17 protein-coding genes and 1 tRNA gene are annotated in these 16,899 nt (G+C 70.7%); 5 read left to right on the top strand and 13 right to left on the bottom strand.

Translation table 11 applies throughout. The annotated features are described in order from the left end of the window. Positions 1 to 71 precede the first annotated feature (71 nt). The 4 genes from ACZ7OU_RS11895 to ACZ7OU_RS11880 all read right to left on the bottom strand — a co-directional run bounded on the left by ACZ7OU_RS11895 (position 72) and on the right by ACZ7OU_RS11880 (position 3,500). Entirely contained in the window at positions 72 to 1,481 is a 1,410-nt protein-coding gene (locus ACZ7OU_RS11895) for a sensor histidine kinase (protein ID WP_470255057.1), read from the bottom strand. Further along, positions 1,478 to 2,170, bottom strand: coding sequence for a response regulator transcription factor (locus ACZ7OU_RS11890; protein ID WP_155540830.1), 693 nt, complete (start codon positions 2,168 to 2,170; stop codon positions 1,478 to 1,480). Before ACZ7OU_RS11890 ends, ACZ7OU_RS11895 begins: the two co-directional genes overlap by 4 nt. Before the next feature lie 67 nt (positions 2,171 to 2,237). After that, complete coding sequence (locus ACZ7OU_RS11885) at positions 2,238 to 2,846, bottom strand: trimeric intracellular cation channel family protein (RefSeq protein WP_470241957.1); 609 nt, start codon at positions 2,844 to 2,846, stop codon at positions 2,238 to 2,240. Continuing rightward, positions 2,847 to 3,500 (bottom strand): response regulator, encoded by a 654-nt coding sequence (locus tag ACZ7OU_RS11880; RefSeq protein ID WP_013230063.1) that lies wholly within the window; start codon positions 3,498 to 3,500, stop codon positions 2,847 to 2,849. 263 nt (positions 3,501 to 3,763) lie between these two features. Between ACZ7OU_RS11880 and ACZ7OU_RS11875 the strand changes: the two genes are divergently transcribed. Next, positions 3,764 to 3,836: transfer RNA gene (locus tag ACZ7OU_RS11875), tRNA-Arg, on the top strand. 13 nt (positions 3,837 to 3,849) lie between these two features. Here ACZ7OU_RS11875 and ACZ7OU_RS11870 read toward each other — a convergent pair. The 4 genes from ACZ7OU_RS11870 to ACZ7OU_RS11855 all read right to left on the bottom strand — a co-directional run bounded on the left by ACZ7OU_RS11870 (position 3,850) and on the right by ACZ7OU_RS11855 (position 6,764). After that, positions 3,850 to 4,152: a hypothetical protein gene (locus ACZ7OU_RS11870; protein ID WP_470255056.1), complete on the bottom strand. Its 303-nt coding sequence runs from the start codon at positions 4,150 to 4,152 to the stop codon at positions 3,850 to 3,852. Positions 4,153 to 4,761: 609 nt separating this feature from the next. Beyond that, positions 4,762 to 5,175 (bottom strand): hypothetical protein, encoded by a 414-nt coding sequence (locus ACZ7OU_RS11865; RefSeq protein WP_470255055.1) that lies wholly within the window; start codon positions 5,173 to 5,175, stop codon positions 4,762 to 4,764. A gap of 24 nt (positions 5,176 to 5,199) precedes the next feature. Beyond that, positions 5,200 to 6,123, bottom strand: coding sequence for a hypothetical protein (locus ACZ7OU_RS11860; RefSeq protein ID WP_470255054.1), 924 nt, complete (start codon positions 6,121 to 6,123; stop codon positions 5,200 to 5,202). A gap of 41 nt (positions 6,124 to 6,164) precedes the next feature. Next, a complete protein-coding gene (locus tag ACZ7OU_RS11855) occupies positions 6,165 to 6,764 on the bottom strand; it encodes a vWA domain-containing protein (protein WP_470241965.1) in 600 nt (199 codons plus the stop codon). A gap of 160 nt (positions 6,765 to 6,924) precedes the next feature. Between ACZ7OU_RS11855 and ACZ7OU_RS11850 the strand changes: the two genes are divergently transcribed. Next, positions 6,925 to 9,828, top strand: coding sequence for an AfsR/SARP family transcriptional regulator (locus ACZ7OU_RS11850; protein ID WP_470255053.1), 2,904 nt, complete (start codon positions 6,925 to 6,927; stop codon positions 9,826 to 9,828). Between the two features lie 41 nt (positions 9,829 to 9,869). On the opposite strand, the gene ACZ7OU_RS11845 is transcribed toward ACZ7OU_RS11850, so the two are convergent. Together ACZ7OU_RS11845 and ACZ7OU_RS11840 are read right to left on the bottom strand one after the other, a co-directional pair. Continuing rightward, a complete protein-coding gene (locus ACZ7OU_RS11845) occupies positions 9,870 to 10,055 on the bottom strand; it encodes a hypothetical protein (protein ID WP_470241967.1) in 186 nt (61 codons plus the stop codon). Between the two features lie 86 nt (positions 10,056 to 10,141). Beyond that, positions 10,142 to 11,386: an MFS transporter gene (locus ACZ7OU_RS11840; protein WP_470255052.1), complete on the bottom strand. Its 1,245-nt coding sequence runs from the start codon at positions 11,384 to 11,386 to the stop codon at positions 10,142 to 10,144. Between the two features lie 83 nt (positions 11,387 to 11,469). Between ACZ7OU_RS11840 and ACZ7OU_RS11835 the strand changes: the two genes are divergently transcribed. After that, entirely contained in the window at positions 11,470 to 12,300 is an 831-nt protein-coding gene (locus ACZ7OU_RS11835) for a LysR family transcriptional regulator (protein WP_470255051.1), read from the top strand. Here the strand turns inward: ACZ7OU_RS11835 and ACZ7OU_RS11830 are convergent. Both ACZ7OU_RS11830 and ACZ7OU_RS11825 read right to left on the bottom strand, forming a co-directional pair. Then, the gene (locus ACZ7OU_RS11830; protein WP_470255050.1) at positions 12,290 to 13,492 is read right to left on the bottom strand and encodes an amidohydrolase family protein; all 1,203 of its coding nucleotides are present in this window, start codon (positions 13,490 to 13,492) and stop codon (positions 12,290 to 12,292) included. The two genes, ACZ7OU_RS11835 and ACZ7OU_RS11830, sit on opposite strands and share 11 nt — an antisense overlap. Before the next feature lie 10 nt (positions 13,493 to 13,502). Continuing rightward, positions 13,503 to 14,018, bottom strand: a complete 516-nt coding sequence (locus tag ACZ7OU_RS11825; protein ID WP_470255049.1) for a GlcG/HbpS family heme-binding protein — start codon at positions 14,016 to 14,018, stop codon at positions 13,503 to 13,505. 103 nt (positions 14,019 to 14,121) lie between these two features. Here ACZ7OU_RS11825 and ACZ7OU_RS11820 point away from each other — a divergent pair, with 103 nt between their 5' ends. Together ACZ7OU_RS11820 and ACZ7OU_RS11815 are read left to right on the top strand one after the other, a co-directional pair. Next, positions 14,122 to 15,273, top strand: coding sequence for a sensor histidine kinase (locus ACZ7OU_RS11820; RefSeq protein WP_470255048.1), 1,152 nt, complete (start codon positions 14,122 to 14,124; stop codon positions 15,271 to 15,273). Then, a complete protein-coding gene (locus ACZ7OU_RS11815) occupies positions 15,270 to 15,893 on the top strand; it encodes a response regulator (RefSeq protein WP_470241973.1) in 624 nt (207 codons plus the stop codon). The genes ACZ7OU_RS11820 and ACZ7OU_RS11815 overlap by 4 nt, the downstream gene beginning before the upstream one ends. Here the strand turns inward: ACZ7OU_RS11815 and ACZ7OU_RS11810 are convergent, their stop codons facing one another. Beyond that, positions 15,894 to 16,889 carry an aldo/keto reductase gene (locus tag ACZ7OU_RS11810; protein WP_470255047.1) on the bottom strand — a complete coding sequence of 332 codons (996 nt, stop codon included), beginning with the start codon at positions 16,887 to 16,889 and terminating at the stop codon, positions 15,894 to 15,896. It abuts the gene before it with no gap. Between the last annotated feature and the right edge of the window lie 10 nt (positions 16,890 to 16,899).

Raw genomic sequence — 16,899 nt, 5'->3', positions numbered from 1 at the left:
ACGTGGGTGAACTTCGAAAGACCAGGTCACGAAGCAGACGTGGCGGCGTGGGCGAACAACACCGCGACGGATCAGCCGGGCGCCCCCGGCAGCCGGATCGTCATCAGCGCGCCGCCCTCGGGCGCCCGCGCCGCGTACACCGCGCCGCCGTGCCGCTCGGCCGCGTGCTTCACGATCGCCAGGCCGAGGCCCGAACCGGGCAGCGTCCGCGCCTCCGACGAGCGGTAGAAGCGGTCGAACACCTTGGGCAGGTCCTCTTCGGCGATGCCCGGGCCGGCGTCGGCCACCTCGACCACGGCGGTGCCGTCGCCGAGCGGGTACAGCCGCACCCAGACCGTCGCGTCCGGCGGCGAGAACTTCACCGCGTTGTCCAGCAGGTTCAGGATCGCCCGCTCGATCGAGCTGTTGTCCCCGGTGAGCACCCACGGCTGCAGCGAGACGTCGAAGTTGATCTCGCCCGCGCGCCGGCGTGCCCGGTCGAGCGCTCGCTCGACGACGTCCAGCAGCTCGACGCGCTCGAAGCGTTCGCGCGGCTCGTCCTGGCGCGCGAGCTCGACGAGGTCGCCGATGAGCTGCGTCAGCTCGTCGAGCTGGCCGCTGATGTCCGCGACGATGTCGACGCGGTCCGCGTCCGGCAGCGGCGGCGCGCCCGGCTTGCTCGCGGCGAGCAGCAGCTCGAGGTTGGTGCGCAGCGACGTCAACGGCGTCCGCAGCTCGTGCCCCGCGTCCGCGACCAGCTGGCGCTGGCGTTCCTGCGAGTCCGCGACCGTGCCGAGCATGGTGTTGAAGGTCGTGGTGAGGCGTGCCAGCTCGTCGTCGCCGCTGACCGGGATCGGCCGCAGGTCGCCGGTCTTGGCGACGCGCTCGGCCGCCGACGTCAGCCGGTCGACCGGGCGCAGGCCGGTGCGCGCGACCGCCGTCCCGGCCGCGGCGGCGACCAGGATGCCGGCGCCACCGATCAGGAACAGCACCAGCGCGAGCTCGTTCAGCGTGCGCTTCGTCGGGCCCATCGACTGCGCGAGCACGATGGCCTCGCCGTGCCCGGTCGGCAACGCGACGACGCGGCTGTCGGTGCGGAAGTCCGTCCGCATCGACTCCACCGAATCGCCGTTCGCCACGTTCAGCTCGTCCTGGCCGAACGGCGGCGCCGAGCTCGAGAGCGGGTAGGTCATCACGGCGTGCTGGACGTCGGGCGCGGCGGTGAGCTGCCCGATCTGCAGGTCGGCGCTGGCCAGGAACGCGCCGGGCACCTGCCGCAGCTCGGTCTGCACCTGCGGCGACGCCACGGCCGCCTGGGCGCGCGCCATCAGGCCGTCGTCCAGCTGCTGGTAGAGGTTGTTGCGCACGACCATGTACGCGCCGATCGACACCAGCGCGACGGCGCCGGCGACACAGGCGGCGGCGAGCAGCGTCACCCGGCCGCGCAGCGAGAACCGGCGCGTCCCCCAGCGCGTGCCGCGGGGATCGCCGGGTTCGGTCACGGCGGGGTTTCCCTCAGGACGTACCCCACTCCGCGCACCGTGTGGATCAGTCTCGGCTCCCCCTCGGCCTCCGTCTTGCGGCGCAAGTAGCCGACGTAGACCTCCAGCGCGTTGCCCGACGTCGGGAAGTCGTAACCCCATACTTCCTCCAGTATCCGGCCCCGCGTGAGGACGTGCTTCGGGTAGGAAAGGAACAGCTCCAGCAGTGCGAACTCGGTCCGGGTCAGGCTGATCTCGCGGCCGTCGCGGCGGACCTCGCGCGTGCCCGGGTCGAGCGTCAGGTCCGCGAAGGACAGCATCTCCGACGCCTGGCCGTTCTGGGCGTCCGGGGTGGCGCGGCGCAAGAGCGCCCGCAGCCGGGCGAGCAGCTCTTCCAGCGCGAACGGCTTCGGCAGGTAGTCGTCGGCGCCGGCGTCGAGCCCGGACACGCGGTCGGAGACGGTGTCGCGCGCGGTGAGCACGAGAATCGGCAGGTCATCGCCGGTGCTGCGGAGGCGGCGGGCCACCTCGAGGCCGTCGAGGCGGGGCATCATGACGTCGAGGACCATCGCGTCCGGACGGTCGGCGATGATCGCTTCCAGGGCTTGCGCACCGTCGCTGGCCAGCTGGACCTGGTAGCCGTTGAACTCCAGGGACCGCCGGAGCGACTCACGGACGGCGCGGTCGTCGTCCACCACAAGGATGCGCATGGCGATAGTTTTACTCAGCGTGCTGAGACTCGCCTAAGAACACACACAGAACTAACAAAGAGAATCCTCACTCCGGTGCCCGCGCGACCGGAGCGTTCCAGTGCCGCCAGAGCGCGATCATCCGGATCGCGACGACGCCGGCGGCCGCGACGACCGTGACCGGCCCTTCCGGCAGTCGCACAACGTGACCGACGACGACGAGCACCGAACCGGCCAGCGCGGCGACGGCGTAGATCTCTTTCCGCAGGACCAGGGGGATTTCCCGGAGCAGGAGATCCCGGACGGCGCCACCGCCGATCCCGGTCGTCATGCCGATCAGGCACGCGGCGTAGACGGTGGCGCCGGCGTTCAGCGCGATGGTCGTCCCGGCGGTGGCGAAGACACCGAGCCCGAGCGCGTCGGCGAGCAGCACGCCCCGCCGCAGCCGCGCGACCTGAGGGTGGAAGGCGAAGACGATGAGGGCGGTCGCCGCGCAGACGGCGAGGTAGGGCCAGTTCCGCAGCGTCGTGGGCGGGTGGATGCCGAGCAGGACGTCCCGGATGACGCCACCACCGAGCGCGGTGGTGAGCCCGACGACGACCACGCCGAAGACGTCCAGCCGAGCCCGCACGGCGGCGAGCGCCCCGGACGCCGCGAAGGCGACGAGCCCGAGGAACTCCAGCGCCGTGAGCAGCATCTATTGGTCGAGGAGTCCACCGCGGTAGGCCAGCAGCGCGGCCTGCACGCGGTTGGCCGCCCCGATCTTGGAGAGCACGGCGGAGACGTACCCCTTGACGGTGGCTTCGGACAGGTGGAGGCGCCCGCCGATCTCGGCGTTGCTCAACCCCTGCCCGATGAGCGCGACGACCTCGCGCTCGCGTTCGGAAAGGGAAGCGAGCAGCTTCCGGGCGGGCTGAGCAGCGCGTTGTTCGTCCCGGTGGGACTGGACCATCCGCGCGGCAACCCCCGGGTCCAGGACGGCTCCGCCCCTGCTCAGGTCCCTGACCGCCCGCAGGAGAGCGGCGGGATCGATGTCCTTGAGGAGGAAGCCGTTGGCCCCGAGCCGCAGCGCGAGGCTGACGTACTCGTCGATGTCGAAGGTGGTCAGCATGGCCACGGTGGGCGGATCGGGCAGCGCGAGGATGGCCCGCAGCGCCCGGATGCCGTCATCGGGGGCCCGCATCTTGATGTCGAGCAGGGCGACATCGGGGTGGTACCGCCGGGCAACCTCCACTGCGGATCTGCCATCGGAGGCCTCGCCCACGATCTCGATGTCCTGAGCCCCGGACATCATCGCGCGCAACCCCGAGCGCACCAGTTCCTCGTCGTCGGCGAACATGAGCTTGATCAACGAAGCCCTCCGCAACAGCCAGTAGGAGGCGGCTCCCCGCGTCCCGTTAACGAAGGTTACCTACTGTTGTTCAGCAGTTCGAAACCAGACACGACCAGGTGAGGCACTGGTCCGTCCAGGTCAGGTGCGGTGGGCCGTCCGGCAGGGTGTATCTGTCGTTCGCTTCGACACCAAGAACCACTCACCTGGGTGACGACGGAGGTCGTACCGCCCCAGGTGCTGGACGGCCGTTCGGCAGGCTAAACTGGCCGGGGTAGTAGAAGGCCCTCGTAGCTCAGGGGATAGAGCACCGCTCTCCTAAAGCGGGTGTCGCAGGTTCGAATCCTGCCGGGGGCACCTTCGGGTCGCGTCAAGCGCGGGCCAGGCGTAGGGCGACGCCGAGCATTACTCCTGAACCCACGATGAACACCAGCGTCACCACTGCGAGTAGCACGGTTTCGCCGCGGCGATTCGCGTTGCGCAGGCGATGGTTCGCGGCCAGTGCCACCACCGCCGCGACGATGGGCAGCGTCCATGACCAATGGGGATAGCGGATGATGCCCCAAATGGCGAAACCAGCGAAGACGAGGCTCAGGAGCCAAGCGCCGAAATACGCCTTGCGGAGGATGGCGTCGGTGTCGAACAACGGTGATTCGTTTCGCGGGTCAGCCATCGAGCCAGTCCACCTCGGAGAAATCCTCGTCGTCGACGAAGTCTTGCCGCCTTCGGCTGGGCGGAGTGGACTTGTCGTCGGATGCCAGCTGGGACAACGCGTTCCGCCCTGCTTCGGCTTGCGCGTCCTTCTCGGGCTCGGACAGGTTGCCGTACCACTCGGTGAAGCCGGATGCGCCCGGCGAGCATGTCGGCGTACGACGACGAGCTCAAGACTCCGCGCGGGGTCACGTTGCCGGCCAGGAGTTCGCGGGCCAGCTCGGTCGCCGCCGGGTTGGTTTTGCTGGCCGCCAGCTTCGTCAGGAGTGCGTGACGGGCGCGGTTCTTCACCGGGTCCGGGGAGAATTCCTGGGACACGCTCAAACTCCGGGGTGGTCGTAGCCGGCCGGGAGGGGGTGTGCTTCGAAGTTGCCGCCCGAACCGATGATGTCGAGGACACGTTTTTGCACTCCAGTGCGGCAAGGCTCCAGAGAACTGCCGGGCCGACCACCGTTTCGGCGAGAACACCGCCGGCCGCTAGCTCGATCGCGCCCCAGAAGATGCTGTCGAAGATGTCTTGGATGAGGGACGGTGATTTCGTGAACTCGTCGTCCTTCTGTTGTTGGTGAAGTCAGCGGCCTGCGGCGGTTTCAGGTTTCGCGGGAAAGGCGGTCTGCCGGACGGTCTGCACGCTGGTGTCCGCGGGCAGACCGGGCATCGACGGCATCCGCGGTGGACTCCCGGGGTCGGGATACGTCCGATCCAGGCGGTCGGCTGAAGCAGCGTCGACGTGGTCGTACATTCGCCACGTGCGGTCCAGCTCGGTGCTGCTCGCCTCACATACCGCTGTGAGGCCGGTCAGTGCCTTGACGATCTCGGCCTTGGCCTGTTCGTGGCTGCCGACCAGTTCGGCGATCAGCCCGGGCTGCGAGCCGACCTGAAGGTTGGCCTGAGCGAAACCCTCCGCGCCCTTGGCGTCGTCGTGGTGGTTTCTGAGGAGTTCGCCGTACAGCCCGACTTGAACGGTGTCCACCGAGAACCCCACCGGGCGACTCCTCCGCGTAGTCGATCAAGTGCGAGCAGTATCGCACTGCTCCGCCCACCGCGCTCCGTACGCCAGGCCGGGCATGAGGCCTCGGAACTGCAGGTGGACCTCCCCCGACTCATCCACCTCAATACGCCGGCCGTGGTAGCCCGGGTCCGATACGTCCCTCTGGAACGCTCCCTCCAGCGCCCAGACTTCCGAAGGAGGCGGAGCGTCACCGAAGCGGACGCGCAAGTCGAACGACTCGCACGGCTTGCGGGGGACGCACACCATGTGCGGGCTCAGGGACCGCGGGCGGAACACCATCGCCACCTCGCACGACTCGCCCCGGGACAGCGGGCGGGGCAGCTCCACTCCGTATCCCCACCGGGACGACGTCTCCATCCCTCGATCCACCAACGTTCCTCCGTAGAGGACAGTGGCCGACGGGCGTCCGTCGGGGAGCGACACCGCCAGGTCGAGGGACCTGAGCCCGTCGTGGTCGGCGATGATGCGGCGTTGCTCGAGCACCAGTGGCTCGTCCAGCACCACGGCGATCGACAACGATGCCGTGTGCCAGCCGTCGGACGACGGAACCGGTGGCGAGGACGACGCCGAAGCCAGCTCCGCCAGCAGGTCGATCGCCTCGTCGACGCGGCGCCGGACCGTTCGAGGGTCACGGTCCAGACGGTTCGCTGCCCAACGGACCCGGTCCTGGTACAGCGGCTGGCGGGCCTCCGCGCAGATCGCGAAGGCCGCCAGCGCCGCCACCCTGAGGTCCTCCGGGAGGTCGGCCGCCAGCCCGGACAGGCGGTCCGACACCTTCTCCCGGATCGCCACCATCCCGTCCTCCGCCGAGACCGAGCACGCCGAACGGAGACGCGGCCCGACCCGGTCGTCCACCCGGCCCGCCAAGCCCCGGCCCTTGCGCAACGTCTTCAGCTCCTGGACCAGCTCGGAACGCTCCACGGTCGTTCTCCTTCAGTGCGTTTCCATGGCCAGCACCCCCTCTAGGACAGCGTGCGACCGGGCGGTGGACCGGAAGTGGACAGAACGTGCATCACCGAGGCGATCAGCGCCGTCCCCAGGCGGACGCCGTCGCGGCTCAAGTACGTGCGGAACGTTCCGATGCGGCCCAGTGCCTCTTCGTCCGCGTCGCCCACTCCGAACGCCACCACCCGGGGGCGGCGGGGCCAGGCCGGGTCGCACAGCGACGAAAACGCCGATGGCCAGGTCACCGGGTCCGTCGGCTGGCCGTCGGACAGGAAGAACACCAACGGCCGGTGGACGCGGACCCGGTGCGTCTCCAAAAGCCGGATGTCCATGTCGATGACCGAGCGCAGGCACGTGAACACCGGCCCGAAGTTCGTGCCCGCGCACGGTCCCGGTGACGGCAGCTCCGCGACCTCGCCCGGCAGGTACAGCCCGTGCATGACCTTCGGCTCCTCCCCGAAGCCGATGACGCTGCAGAGCACCCGGTCGGCGACCGACGCGTCCGCGTGGACCGCCCCGCGGAACTCGCGCAGTCCCCGGTTGAGCTCGTCGATGTGGTCGGCCATCGAAAGCGAGATGTCGCACGCCACGTAACACGGCAACACGTCGGACCCCATACCCGTTTCTCCTTCACCCCTGATACGACCGGCGGAGTCTGGCAACCCGGCGTGTATCGAACGTGCAAGAAATGCGGATTACCGAAACTCCAACGGCCGATTGCGCGACACCAACCGGGGAACGCAAGCTGACGGCCGGGGAGGCTGTGTGGAGTTTCGGATGCTCGGCCCGCTGGAGGCGTGGCACGACGGCGCACCGGTACAGCTGGGTGACCAGCAGCAACGGTTCGTTCTCGTCGTGTTGCTCCTCAACGCCAACAAGCCGGTGTCGAGCGCACGCCTCGCCGAGATCGTCTGGGCCGACCGCGAAGCCAAGCCCACCTTGATCCGCGGCTACATCAAGCGGCTGCGCGACGTCGTCCAAGCCGGCGGGGTGAGCATCGAAACCACCCCGACCGGCTACCTGCTGCGGATCGGCGACGACCAGCTCGACACCGTCACGTTCGACCGGTTGCGGGCCGAGGCCGGCCGGACCGACGACCCGCGGCAGAAGATCGAGCTGCTGCGGGAGGCCGTCGGCCTGTGGCGCGGGCGGTTCCTCGAGGACATCGACATCGACCGCGTCGGCGGTCCCGAGGTCGTGTTCCCGGAGGAGACCCACGCCGACGCCGTCGGCGACCTCGCCGAGCTGGAGCTCGACACCGGCGACCACCGCTCGGCGCGCGACCGGCTGCGGCCGCTCGTCCGGTCCGATCCCGCCGGCCAGAAACACGCCCAGCTCCTCATGCGTGCCCTGCTCGCCGGCGGCGACCGGGTCGGCGCGCTTCGCGTCTTCAACAGCACTCGCGCCGCCCTCGACGAACTGCGCATGGAGCCGGGTCCTGTGCTGCGCAACCTCGCCGCGCGGGCCGAGCACGGCGAACCGCCCAGCTCACTGCCGTCGCGGCCCGGTGGGTTCACCGGCCGCGCCGCCGAGATCGCGACCATCGAGACGGCCGCCGCGGCCGGGCGCCCCGCCGTCTGGGTCAGCGGCGCGCCCGGTGTCGGCAAGACCGGCCTCGCCGTCGAAGCCGCGCACCGCCTGCGTGACCGCTTCCCCGACGGCCAGCTCCTCGCCCGGCTGAACGGGTTCACCCCCGGCGTCCCCGAGACCAGCGTCGGCGACGCGCTCACCGAGCTATTGGTCGAGCTCGGCGTGCCCGCCGAGCAGATCCCGGCCACCGTCGGCCGGAAGGTCACGCTCTACCAGACCACGCTCTGGGGCACCCGCACGCTGGTCGTGCTGGACAACGCCGCGTCGCCGGAGCAGATCCGGCCGCTGCTGCCCGAGGCCGACGGCTGCCTCGCCGTCGTCACCAGCCGGCGGATGGGCGACGCGGACACCGGGGAGAACATCCGGCTTTCGCCGCTGCCGCCGGAAGAAGCGGCCGAGCTGTTCCACGCCCTGACCGACCCGCCGCGGGTGCGCGGCCGGGCGGCCGAGGTCGCGCTGATCGTCAAGCGCTGCGGGTTCCTGCCGATGCCGATCCGGGTGGCGGCCGCGCTGTTCCGGCGGCACGAGCGGTGGCCGCTGGAGCACCTGCTCCACCTGCTCGAAGAGAACGGGCCGTGGGGCGCGGACGACGCCGACGGCACCGCCGCCGTCCGGGTGTCCTACCAGCAGCTCGGCGAGCCGCAGCGCGCCATGTTCCGGCTGCTCGGCAGCCTGCCCGGGCCGGACGTCGACGTCATCGGCGGCGCCGCGCTGGCCGGGTGCGACGTCACCGAAGCCCGGCTGCTCCTCGACGACCTGCACGAGGTCAGCCTGCTGGAAGAGGCCGCGCCGGAGCGGTACCAGATGCTGGACCCGCTCAAGGAGTTCGCCGCCGTCGAGTCGGCGCCCGGGCGGGCGCTGGTGCGGCTGCTCGACTTCTACCTCGTCACGCTGGCGGCCGCGGTCGGCGCCGCGTACCCGTTCGACCGGGCGCAGCTGCCCGCGTCCGACCGGTCCTGCGCGGTCACCCCGGACTTCGCCGACGCCGGCGCCGGGCTGCGGTGGATCGCCGCCGAGCGCGACAACCTCGTGGCCGCGATCCACTACGCCGCCCGGCACGACCTGCCCGAGCACACCTGGCGGCTGGCCGTGCTGCTGTGGCGCTACTTCAACACGACCAACCAGTTCGAGGACTGGATCGGCACCCTCGACCTCGCGTGGGAGACCGTCTCGGCCGATCCGGGCAACGACTACGGCCAGGCGCACGTGCTGCTGCGGCTGGCCACCGCGCACGACCGGCGCGGGCAGCTCGCGGAGGCGCTCGAGCTGGCCGCGCGGGCGCTGCCGAAATGGCGTCGCCTCGGCGACACGCGGGGCGAGGCGGCGACGCTGTGCGCGCTCGCGATTCCCACGATGGAACTGGGGAAGCACGAGCAGGCGATCGCCCACCTCGAGGTCGCGCTGGCGAAGTACGAGCACACCGCGGACCGGCGGGGCGAGGCCCACGCGCTGAGCATGCTCGGCTACCTCAACGAGCAGCACGGCAACCTCGACGTCGCGCTGGGCCAGCACTCGGCGGCCGCGCGGATGCTGCGCGAGATCGGCCACGTCCAGGGCGTGGCGCACGCGCTGAACAACCTCGGTTCCGTGCAGGAAAATTTGGGTCTGCTGCCGGAGGCGCTGGCCAGCTACACGGAGGCGCACGGTCACGCCGCCGAGGTCGGGGACCACTGCGTCGAGGCGTACGCGCTGAACAACATCGGCAACGTGCACCGGCAACAGGGCCAGTTCGCCCAAGCCGTGCGGTACCACGACAAGGCTCGTGAGGTCGCGGCGAACGTGCCGGACGCCGACCTGCGCACCCAGCTCTACCTCGACCGCGGTGCGACCGCGCTCGCCCGAGGTGCGGAGCGTGACGCTTTGACGGCGTGCAAAGCGGCTTTGGACCTGGCCGACGGCAGCGGAAACCGCGCTTACCAGGCCCGCGCCCATCGCGGTGTCGCCGAGACGCTGCACGCCTTGGGTGAGCACGACAATGCGGTCACGCACTGGGACGCCGCCGAGACCGAATTCGACGCTCTCGACTTACCCGAAGCCGGTGCAGTGCGCGACGAACGCGCCGCGCTGGAATGCGCCTGCGCCACGAAGTGACGCATTCCGGGCCGGCCGGGGCACGGCCGGCCCGGTGCACGTCAACCGTGCCAGGGGTTGCCGTTGGTGCCCGCGGGCGGCGGGCCGGAGGTGGTGGGCGGCGGCGGGGTGCCACCGTCGTCCCCGTCGGCGAACGCCGAGGTGGACCCGATCAGCGGCACCGCCGCCACGATGCAGAGCGCGAGCACGGGCCCGCCGATTCTGGCCAGCTTCTTGGGCATGGACATGACGAATCCTCCAAGGAAATGGTTGTTTTTCAGGGATTCCGGAGGATTTCCGGGCCCTGCAACCAGGATTCGTCACATGGAACGGGTCAACAAGGCGTTTCCTGTTGCCTACGAGAATAGGAAACAGGAAACAGAAAGGCGCCGGCGAGCAGGACGATCGCCGCGACGATCAGGGCAGCCGTGGCGGTCGGGAACGCACCCAAGATCGCCACGCCCAGGACCGCGCCCGTCTGGCGGGACGCGTTCAGTGCTCCGCCCGCGACTCCGGCCAGTTCCGGTGGCGCCGATCCCACCACCGCCGTCAGCAACGAGGGGATCGCCAGGGATACGCCGAAACCCAGCAGCACCAGCGCTATTACCGACCAGGACGTGAATGCCTGCAGGAGCGTGCCCGTCGACATCAGGACGAAACCCGATATCGCCGGGATGCGCGGGCCGATTCGGGCCACCAGACGGCCCGTGAAGATCGGATTGAACGCCGTCGGGATCGTCAATGGCAGGAATGCCAGGCCCGTCGATGACGGTGAATAGCCGCGCGTCTCCTGGAAGTACAGCGACAGCACGAACAGCACGCCCGACAAGGCGAAGTTCACGATCGCGCCGGCCAGGAGGTTCCTGGAGAGCAGGGAAACCGGCAGCATCGCGCCCGGACGGCGTTGGGATGCCACGAACGCCGCTGCCGCGATCACCGGCACCGGCAGCAGCCAAAAGTCGCCCTCGACCAGCGCGTACGTCAATGTCGACAAAGCGACTATGGCCGAGATCTGGCCGAGCAGGTCGACTCGTCGCGGCTTGGGTGGCGTCGCGGGGGCCGAGCGGGACAGCGCCAGTGCCACCAACGCCACCGGGACGTTCACGACGAAGATCGCGCGCCAGCCGAACGCCTGCGTCAGGAGGCCGCCCAGGAGCGGGCCCGCCACCAGACCCGTTCCGCTCACCGCCGCCCACACGCCCATCGCCTTCGCCCGGGCGGCCGCGGACGGGTGAGCCGAAGCGATCAGGGACAGCGATGACGGCACCAGCAACGCGCCCGCGACTCCGAGCAGCGCGCGGAGGGCGATCAACGCCGCCGGCGAGAAAGCGAAAGCCGACAGGCCCGACAAGAAAGCGAACGAAGTCAGGCCCGTGAAGAACACCCGGCGCGCGCCGAAGCGGTCCGACCACGCGCCGGCCGTCAGGAGGAATGCCGCGAACGTCAGCGTGTAGCCGTTCGAAATCCATTGCTGGTCCGCCAAGGACGGCGACAACGCGGGGAGCGCCACCGTCACGATCGTCGTGTCCAGCATGACCAGGAAGTAGCCCAGCGAAAGGCCTGCGAGGAGTCTTGCCACAAGCGGAAGCCTGGACTCTCCGTGACATCGACGGAAGCAGGCAGTTACGATGGCCGGTATCGGGAACGCCGATGGGGGTCCTCATGGAACTGCGTCACCTGCGCACCTTCCGCGTCGTCGCGCGGACGCTCAACCTCACCCACGCCGCCGCCGAGCTGCACTACGCGCAGTCCAGCGTCAGCGAACAGATCCAGGCCCTCGAAGCCGAGCTCGGCGCCAAGCTCTTCGACCGGACGAACCGGACGCTCACCGCCGCCGGGAAACGCCTGTCCGGGTACGCCGACCAGGTGCTCGAACTCGTCGAAGAAGCCAAGGCCGCCGTCGACGACGAACGCGGCGAACCCGACGGCGACCTGACCATCGGCGCGCTCGAAACCCTGTGCGCGCACTGGGTTCCCGGCATCCTCAGCGACTACCGGACGCGGTGGCCGGACGTCAGGCTGGCGCTGAAGGAAGGCGGCCGCGGCGAGCTGTACCACGGGGTCCGGGAGTCCGAAATGGACGTCTGCTTCACCTTCGGCGACGCGCCGGGCGAGCCCGCCTTCGCCAGCCGGAAGATCGGCGAGGTGCCGCTCGTCGTCATCGTCCCGCCCGGACACCCGTTGGCGAGCAAGGAAAAAGCAGTACCCGGAGATCTTCGCGGGATCGGGTTCCTGGCGACGCCGAAGGGGTGCGGCTTCCGGGAAATGCTGGACCGGCTGGACGGACCCGTCATCGACACCGAGGTCGGCAGCCTCGCCGCCCTCGCGCGGTGCGTCGCCGCCGGGATGGGCTGCGGGATCGTGCCCGCCCTGGTCGACCACCCCGGCGCCGTCGCCGTTCCGCTCGCCGGCGAGACCACCGACGTCACCCTGACGTGGCGGCGGCGCGACGAACACAAACCCAGCATCGCCGCGCTGCTCGCTAGCGCTTGAGCACGGACAAGCCGTCCGCCACCACGACTCCGTTGTGGACGACCGTCCGATCGCGACCGCGGTCCATCACCGCGCTCGTCGGCGTTTCGCCGTCCACCAGCACCAGGTCCGCTCGATCACCGGCGGCCAGGCCGGGGCGATCGGAAACGCCGGTCAGGCGCGGGACGTCGTGGCTCATGATCGACGCGCCGCCCATCGTCGCGACCGCCAGTGCCAGCTCGATGTCCGCGTCGCGGCGGAACCCGCGCGTGAACGCCAGCTGCCACGTCCGGTCGAGCAGGTCGCAGTTGCCGTACGGGCTCCAGTAGTCCCGCTGGCCGTCCTCACCGAGTCCGACGCGGACACCCGAAGCAACCAAGTCCAAAAGGGACAGTTGACCGGCGGCAGAAGGCGCCACCGTGGTCATCGCGATGTCCAGCGAAGCGAAGTCGTCGATCACCCGACGACTGACCGACTCGGAGATCGAGCCGAGGTCGTACGCGTGGGACATCGTCACCTTGCCGCGCATGTCCAGCGCGCGGACGCGCTCGATCACCAGGTCCGTCGAGAACAGGCCGAGGTGCCCCGGCTCGTGCAGGTGGATGTCGATCTCCGCCTGGTGCTTCTCCGCCAGGCCGAACACGGCGTCCAGGTGGCCCTTGGGATCCTTGTCCAAAGTGCACGGATCAATGCCGCCGATCACCGTCGCGCCGGAGCGCATCGCCGCGTCCAGGACGTCCAAAGTGCCCGGTTCCCGGAGGATGCCCGCCTGTGCGAACGCCATGACGTGCACCTCGGCCTGGTCGGCGAACTTCTCGCGCGCGGCCAGCACCGCGTCGAGCTTCTCCAGCCGGCAGTCGACGTCGACCTGCGCGTAGCTGCGGACCCGGGTGGTGCCGTGGGCGATCATCCGCTCGAGGGTCCCGGCGACCCGCTCGGTCAGCGGGACCTCCGCGGACCGCCAGTGGTCGCGGTCGTTCGTCATCATCGCCACCACGCCGGGGCCGCCGGTGTGCGGCCGGAACGGCAGCCCGATGCGCGTCGAGTCGAGGTGCACGTGGACGTCGCTGAACGCCGGGAACAGCAGCCGCCCGCGGCCTTCGATCGAAGCCGGCGCTCCCGGCGAGTGCGGCCGGACCGCCGCGATCCGGTCGCCGCTCAGCTCGACGTCACTTCGCGAACCGCCCCACGGGCGGACATCACTGATCAGCACAGAGGACACGCTACTTGCCCAGCGCGTCCACACCGGCCTGCGCGAACGCCTCGTCCTGCGCACCGGACGGCGCGCCGGCGACTCCGACCGCGGCGATCGGGGAGGATCCCGCGGTCACCGGGACGGCGCCGGCGAGGAACAGCGTGCCGTCGATGTCCTTCAGCGTCGGGGTCTGCTGCAGGCGGCCGACCAGCTCGGACGTCTTGGCGTTCCACGACACCGCCGTGAACGCCTTCTCCTGGGCGGAGCTGTAGGACTGCGGGCCCGCGCCGTCGCCTCGCAGGGTCAGGATGGTGTTGCCGTCGCGGTCCACGACGGCGACCGACACGTGCTGACCGGCCTTGCCCGCGGCGTCCAAAGCGGCCTGGGCGGCCTTCGAAGCGGCGGCGATCGACAGGTGCGACGTCTGGATGACGTCCTTGGGCGCGGCCGGGGCCGCGGTGGCGGACACGGCGCCGACGGTCGTGGCGCCGACCGCGGCGAGTCCGGCGACGGCGGCGGCGATCCGGGTACGGGTCGAGATCATGGTCTGCTCCTCGGGTTCGGAAGTGCGTTGACTCCACCTTCACCCCGCCGCACGGACGATCCGGTCATCGTCCCGGCCGACCACCGGGTCATCCGATCGGCTGATGCGCGGCCGTTCCGCCCGGCTGACGCTGGTGCCGGGACCGAAGGGAGCGAGCATGGACGGCATGACGGCCGACTCCGACGCGCGGTGGCTCGCCGCGGTCATGCACTCGGCGTTCGTGCTGCTGGTGCTCGCCTCGGCGGTCCGCTTCCTGACGCGTCACGACGGCAACCCCCTGGCCCCCTGGGTGATCGCGTTCACCGGCGCACTGGTCGTCGCGTACGGCGCGGGCCTGTTCGTCGAGCGCCGGTACCTGCTCTGGCTGACCGTGGTCCTGGCGCTCTGGGTCGTGCTGGTGGTGCTCGCCCCCAGCTTCGCCTGGTCGGCCATCCCCCTGCTGGTCACCGGCCTGCGCACGCTGCCGGCCGGGCAGGCCCTCGCGCTGGTCGCCGTGATCACCGCGCTGGTGGTCGTCTCGCAGAACCGGCTGGCCGACGGCTTCGACCCGAACCTGACCATCGTGCCGATCGCGATCGCGGCCGTCACCGCCGCGGTCATCACCTTCATGCGGCGCCAAGCCGAACGGCTGCGCGAGTCCGAGCGACGCGCCGGCGTGCTGGCCGAGCGGCACCGCGTGTCCCGGGAGCTCCACGACGCCCTCGCGCAGGGCCTGTCCAGCCAGGCGATGCTGCTGCAGGCCGCCGACCAGGCCTGGGAGCAGCCGGAACTGGCGCGTGAACACCTGCGGTCCGCACAGCGCATCGGCGCGGGCAACCTCTCGGAGGCACGCCGGCTCGTCCAGGACCTCGCACCCGCCGACCTCGCCGACGCGACGCTCGAAGAGGCGTTGCGCGCGGTGGCCGGCCGGGCCGGGCTGCCGGTCGACGTCCGCATCGACGGCGCCGGGCGGCCGCTGCCGGAGCGCGTCCAGTCCACTGTGGTCCGGATCGCCCAGGGCGCGCTGGCCAACGCGCGCGAGCACGCCGACGCCGGCCGGGTCGTCCTCACCCTCACCTACCTCGACGACCAGGTCGTGCTGGACGTCGCCGACGACGGCCGCGGCTTCGTCGAGTCGGCACCCCAGGGCGAACGCGGTCACGGCCTGCCGGCCATGCGGGTCCGCGCCCAGCAGCTCGGAGGCAGGCTGACCGTGGAGTCCGCGCCCGGCCAGGGCACCGTGATCTCCGCCGCGATCCCCTTGGAGGCCCAGTGAGCATTCGTGTCTTGGTCTGCGACGACCACGCGGTCGTCCGTGCGGGCCTGCGTGCCCTGCTGTCGGGCGCGGACGGCATCGAGGTCGTCGGGGAGACGGCGAGCGGGGAGGAAGCGGTCGCGACCGCCGCGGCCCTGCACCCCGACGTCGTCCTGATGGACATCCAGCTCGGCGACGGCATCGACGGGATCGAAGCGACGCGGCGGATCCGGAGCACCCCCAGCGCGCCCCGGATCCTGGTGCTGACGACCTACGACACCGACGCGGACATCAGCCGCGCGATCGCCGCCGGTGCCACCGGCTACCTCCTCAAAGCCGGGTCCGCCACCGAGCTGTACGCCGCGATCGACGCGGCCGCGGCCGGGCGCACCGCCGTGTCCCCGCCGGTCGCCGACCGGATGATGGCCCAGCTGCGCGCTCCGCGGCCGACGCTGACCGACCGTGAACGCGACATCCTCCGCCAGCTCGCGCAGGGCCTGGGCAACAAGGAGATCGCCCGCGCGCTGTTCATCAGCGAGGCGACGGTGAAGACCCACCTGGGCCGGATCTACGGGAAGCTCGCCGTGGACACCCGCGCCGGGGCCGTCGCGGTGGCGAAGGAACAGCGGCTGCTCGACTGATCACGCGTTGTCCAATATGGACACGTGTTCCGCCGGCAGCTCCAGGGTGAACGCCGGGGCGATCGACTCGTAGTGCTCCCACGTCCGCGGTCCGATCAGCGGGATCACTCCCTTGTGGAGCAACCACGCGAGCGCCACCTGGTTGCCGGACGCGCCCAGCGACTCGGCCACCTTCGCGACCGCGGCCAGCCGCGCCTCCGACTCCGGGCCCGCGTACGCACGCCAAATCGGCGTCGACGCCCGGTAGACCGGGTCGTCGTAGATTCCGCGCAGCAGCGACGAATACGCCGCCAGCGAGACGTCCGGGTGCGACGCCAGCCAGTCCAGCAGCTCGCCGCCCGCGATCGACGGGACGTCGGCGCCGTCCGGGCGCAGGTAGGAGTGCTGGACCTGGACCGCCACCGGGGACGCCCAGCCGTTGGCCGCGGCCAGGGCGTGGATGCGCTCCAGGCGCCAGGTCCGGACGTTGCTCCAGCCGGTGTACCGGATCTTGCCGGCGCGGACCAGACCGTCCAATGCGGACAGTGTCTCCTCCAGCGGTTCCCGGCGGAGGTCGACGTGGACGTAGTACAGGTCGATGTGGTCCGTTCCCAGGCGCCGCAGGCTTTCCTCCACCTCGCGCCGGATCACCGTCACGCTCGCGCCTTCGTAGGTGCGCTCCCGCGCCTCCCAGTCCGTCGAGCCGTCCGGGCGGGAAGCCGTGCGGGCCGCGGGGAGGTCCCTGATGCCCGCGGCCACCTTGGTCGCCAGGAAGACGCGGTCGCGGCGGCCCTTCAAGAGGCGCCCGAGGAGGGTTTCGCTCTCGCCGCCGGCGAACGACGGGCCCGCCCACCACGCGTAGCAGTTCGCCGTATCGAGGAAGTCGCCGCCCGCGTCGAGGTACGCGTCCAGGATGCGGGCCGACGCCGGCTCGTCCGTCGACGTGCCCATCGTCATGCAGCCCAGCGACACCTGGCTGACCTCCTGGCCGGTCCGGCCCAGTTCCACCTTCTTCATGCTGACGAAC

It is taken from the genome of Amycolatopsis sp. NPDC114505, from assembly GCF_055633615.1.
The sequence above is the reverse complement of the archived record's forward strand: the minus strand, read 5'-3'. Positions and strand labels throughout refer to the sequence as shown.